1 protein-coding gene is annotated in these 4,316 nt (G+C 66.2%); it reads right to left on the bottom strand.

From position 1 onward, the window contains the following. Window positions 1-4,316 (bottom strand): non-ribosomal peptide synthetase (locus tag HWY05_RS37540; protein WP_176061469.1); only part of this gene is annotated, 4,316 nt, incomplete at both ends.

Genomic DNA, 4,316 nt, shown 5'->3' with positions numbered 1-4,316 from the left:
CGCACCTCGGGATGAGTCGCAAGCTGGACCTCGATCTCCCCGGGTTCGATCCGGAAACCCCGGATCTTCACCTGCTCGTCATTGCGCCCAAGGAACACCAGGTTGCCATCGGGCAGATAGCGGGCGAGATCGCCGGTGCGGTACATCCGCGCGTCGGGCGCACCGGCGAACGGATCGCGCAGGAAGCGTTGCGCGGTTAGTTCCGGCTGGTTCAGATAACCGCGCGCCACGCCCGCGCCACCGATGTATAGCTCGCCCACGGCCCCCAGCGGCACCGGTTCGTACTGTGCATCCAGCAGATAGATGCGGGTGTTCGCGATCGGCTTGCCGATGGTCGGCACGGTGTCGCCCGAGCTGACAATGCCCGATGTGGCGACCACGGTCGTTTCGGTGGGGCCGTAGTTGTTGACCAGTTCGACCGACTCGGGCAGCGCGGCGGGACGCTGCGCAAGGCGGTCGCCACCGACCAGCAAGCGGCGCAGCCTGCGAGGCAGACCGGCGTCGATCGCGAGCAGTGCCAGCGGCGTAACGAGGAACGCGGTATCGACCGGTTGATCGCGCCACCAGCGGAGCATCGCTGCAGGATCGGTCAGACCCGGCGGCGGCAGCAGCAAGGTGGCGCCGCTGGCGAGAACAGGCCAGATCTCCCAGGCGGTGGCGTCGAAGGCCAGGCCCGCCGTGGCGGTGCTGGCGCATCCGGGCCGCAGACCGAAACGCCCGATATGCCAGCAGACCAGATTGACAAGCTGCCGATGCTCGACCATGACTCCCTTCGGCAGACCGGTGGAACCCGAGGTATAGATCACGTAGGCCAGATGGCGCGAGGTGAGACCCGGCACGACCGGATCGGTGTCGGGGCGAGCCGACCAGGCGGGCTGCGACGCATCGAGATCGATGTGCGCAACGGCGGGCGGCAGCAGATCGTCGAGCGCGCGCCGGCCCGCGCGGTCGATCAACAGCAGCGTCGGCTTGGCGTCGGCGAGGATGTGCCCGATCCGTTCGCGCGGATAGTCCGCGTCGAGCGGCACATAAGCTCCGCCGGCCTTCAGGATCGCGAGCAGGCCGACGATCATCATCACGCCGCGCTCAACACAGACCGCGACGCGGCTATCGGGCCGCACGCCTTGCGCGATCAACTGGTGCGCGAGCTGGTTGGCACGTGCATTGAGCGCTGCGTAGCTGAGCGTCGCATCGTCGCCTACGAGCGCAGTGACATCCGGGGTGAACTCGACCAGTTGCTCGAACAACCGGTGCAGGCATAGCTCGTCAGGATAAGGGGCTTCCGTCGCGTTCCAGGTCTGGAGTAACAGCCGGCGCTCGTCCGCCGCTAAAAGTGCGATGTCACCGACGGGGAACATCAGGCCGGCGCACGCGTTGCCGAGATAGTGCATTAGCCGGTTCGCGTGATGCGAGATCGTCGCGGTGTCGAACAGCGCGTCGTTGAAGCGCAGTTCAAGATCGATCGGCGCAGCGCGGCCGAACTGCGTGTAGAGAAACGACAGGCCGCTTTCTGGCCCGCTCAGCCATCGTACCTGGGTCGGCGCCCCGGCAACCTCGACGCTTCGCCGCAGAAACAACGTGTTGATGCTGACCTCGGCGTGGCGCGGATCGAACCCATGGCGCCGCACCAGTTCGCTGAGCGGATAGCGGCCGTGCCGCAGCACTTTCCGGTGCGCGCGGCAGACGCGCTGGATTGCATCCGCTAGCGTATCGGCGGCGGGATCGAACGATGCGCCAACCACCATCACCTTGGCGAATTGACCAGGAATATCGAGCGCTTCCCGGGGCCGATTCAGAAGCGGCACGCCGAACGCGACCTCGTTTTCGCCGCCGGCGCGGGCAAGGTACAACGCGGTCAATGCAGTCAGGCATTCCGACAGCGTCAGCGACAAGGTATCCGCGGCCTGCGCCAGCGCGACTTGCAGCGTCGCCGGCAGTGGCCGGCGCAGCGACGCGATGCGACGTGGCGCATGCGTCGCATACGGCCGGTCGGCCAGTAACGTCACCAGCGCCGGGCGCTCGAAGGCGCGGCAGGCGCTCTGCCAGAACGCCGCGTCACGCGCATGTTCGGGCGAATCCAGGTAGCCGCGCTCCAGTGTCAGCGTGTCGAGAAATCCGCGATCCGGTTCGAACGCATGCGCAGGATCGCGTTCGAGTTGTCCATAGTTCTTCGCGACGCGCTCGAATGCGCGCAGTGCGGACCACCCGTCGTTCAGCATATGGTGTGAGCGGAGCGCGACCACGGCGCAATCGGACCAGTGAAACACCGCGATGTCGCTCGATTGATCGCCACGCCGGTCGTTCAGTTCATGGTGCCAGTCGTACACCGCCTGCAATTGCGCATCCGGCGCGAGTGCCGCCCTGTCGGCGAAGCTCGCAAAGCGGGTGGTGGGCACCAGGGTCTCCCGCTGCAATCCGCTATCGGTCCATTCCAGCCGGAGCGATTGGATTTGCGTGATCAGCCCGCGCGCAGAGGCTTCCAGCCGGCCGCGGTCGACCTTGGGTGCGCAGCGCATCACCGCCAGCGAGAAATACGACGAGCCCGGCGGCGACGCCTGTTCCTGCATCCAGACAGCCTGCTGGGCCGGCGACAGTCCATACCATGCACCCGTGGCGGACGGCGGGCGGTCGATCAGCCTGTTCAGCGCCACACGGTGCGCAGACGCGCGGGTCAATGCGACGCACGCATCCCAGAGCCGATCGACCGATGCCGCCGGATCGCGCATCGCCTGCGAAATCAACGTCAGATAGAGCGCGACGATGGCTTCCACGCTCGCGTGATCGAACAGATCGACGCTGTAGGCGACTTCCGCTTTCAAGACATCGTCCGCGTGCTGGAACACGATGGCGAGATCCGCGCCGCGGCCGGGATTCTCGCGTGGCACTGCGTCGACCGACACGCCCGCGAGCGTCGCCTCGGTTTCGCCAGCGCCCGGCTGTAACTGGCAGAACACCTGAAACAGCGGATCGTGAGAAGCCAGCCGCACCGGATTGACGGCGGAGACGATCTCCGGGAAAGGAAGTGCGTCGTGCTCCAGCGCAATCAGCAGTTCCTCCGACGCTCGCAGCAAATGGCTCTGGATCGAAGCGGACGGTTGGATCGTATGGCGCAGCGGGATCGTATTGACGAACAGCCCCACGACGTTCTCGGTAGAGAGTGCGTTGCGGCCCTCGGTCACGGTGCCGATCACAACGTCGCGGCTGTGCGCGAGGCGGCTGCACAGAATCGCCAGCAGGGTCTCGAGCACGACGAACGGTGTCAGCCGCAACGACGACGCGGTTCGGCGGACGCTTCGGCTCAGTTCGGCCGGTAGCTCAAGACCGACGCGCCCGGCGCGGTCCGTCATGACGGCAGGACGCGCGCGGTCGAACGGCAGGTTCAGGCAGACCGGCGCGCCGGTCAGCTTGTCGCGCCAGTGCCGCCGCAGTTGCGCCAGCCGTTCCGTGCTCAATTGTCGTCGTTGCCAGGCCGCGTAGTCGCGGTACTGGATCGGCTCGGGCGCATGATTCGGCAGATGGCCAGCACGCAGAGCCTGATAGGCGCGCGCGATGTCGCGCCAGACAATCGTCCACGAGATCGCATCGATCGCGATGTGATGGACGCCGATCACGAGAAGCGCGCGGTCGACGTGTTCGCCGTGTTCGCCGTCTACGTCCTGTTCGACGAACAACGTCGCACGAAATAGCGGCCCGCGGAAACAGTCGGGCATCACGGCGGCCTCCGTCTGCGCGGCGCGCAGACCGTCCGGTTCGAGCGCGTCGACCGGCCGGATAGCCAGCCGGAAGTTCGTCGGCGCGTCGATCACCGGGCAGAATGCGCCGCTGTCTGGATCCGCAGCGTAGCGGGTGCGAAGAATTTCATGCCGTGCGACAACCGATGCTATTGCCTGCTCAAGCCAGTCACGACGTAGCCTGCCAGACAACCGGAAGATGCACGAAGAATTGAGAATCCCGGTGCTCGTCGACGACGTTTCGAGCGCCACCGCCCGCTCTTCGGCAAACGAAAGTGGCAGCTCGCCGTGACGATCCACCGCCACGATGGGCGCGCGGCTCACCGACGCGGAACTCGCGGCCGCGGTGGCCGCAAGCTGCGCGACGGTCGGGCCATCGAAGACGCAGCGCAAAGGTAATTCCTTGTCGAATGCCGCGCCGAGACGCGCCACCAGACGTGCCGCGAGAATGGAGTGTCCACCGAGCGCAAAGAAGTTGTCGTGCCGGCCGACACGTTCAATGCCGAGGAATGCCTGCCAGAGAGTGGCCAGCATGGTTTCGATCTCACCTTGCGGCGCGGCGTACTGCTGCAGGCTGAACGCGTC

This window comes from Paraburkholderia sp. BCC1876, from assembly GCF_902833695.1.
Lineage (GTDB): Bacteria > Pseudomonadota > Gammaproteobacteria > Burkholderiales > Burkholderiaceae > Paraburkholderia.
Note: the sequence above shows the minus strand (reverse complement) of the source record. Positions and strands in the feature narration are given on the sequence as shown.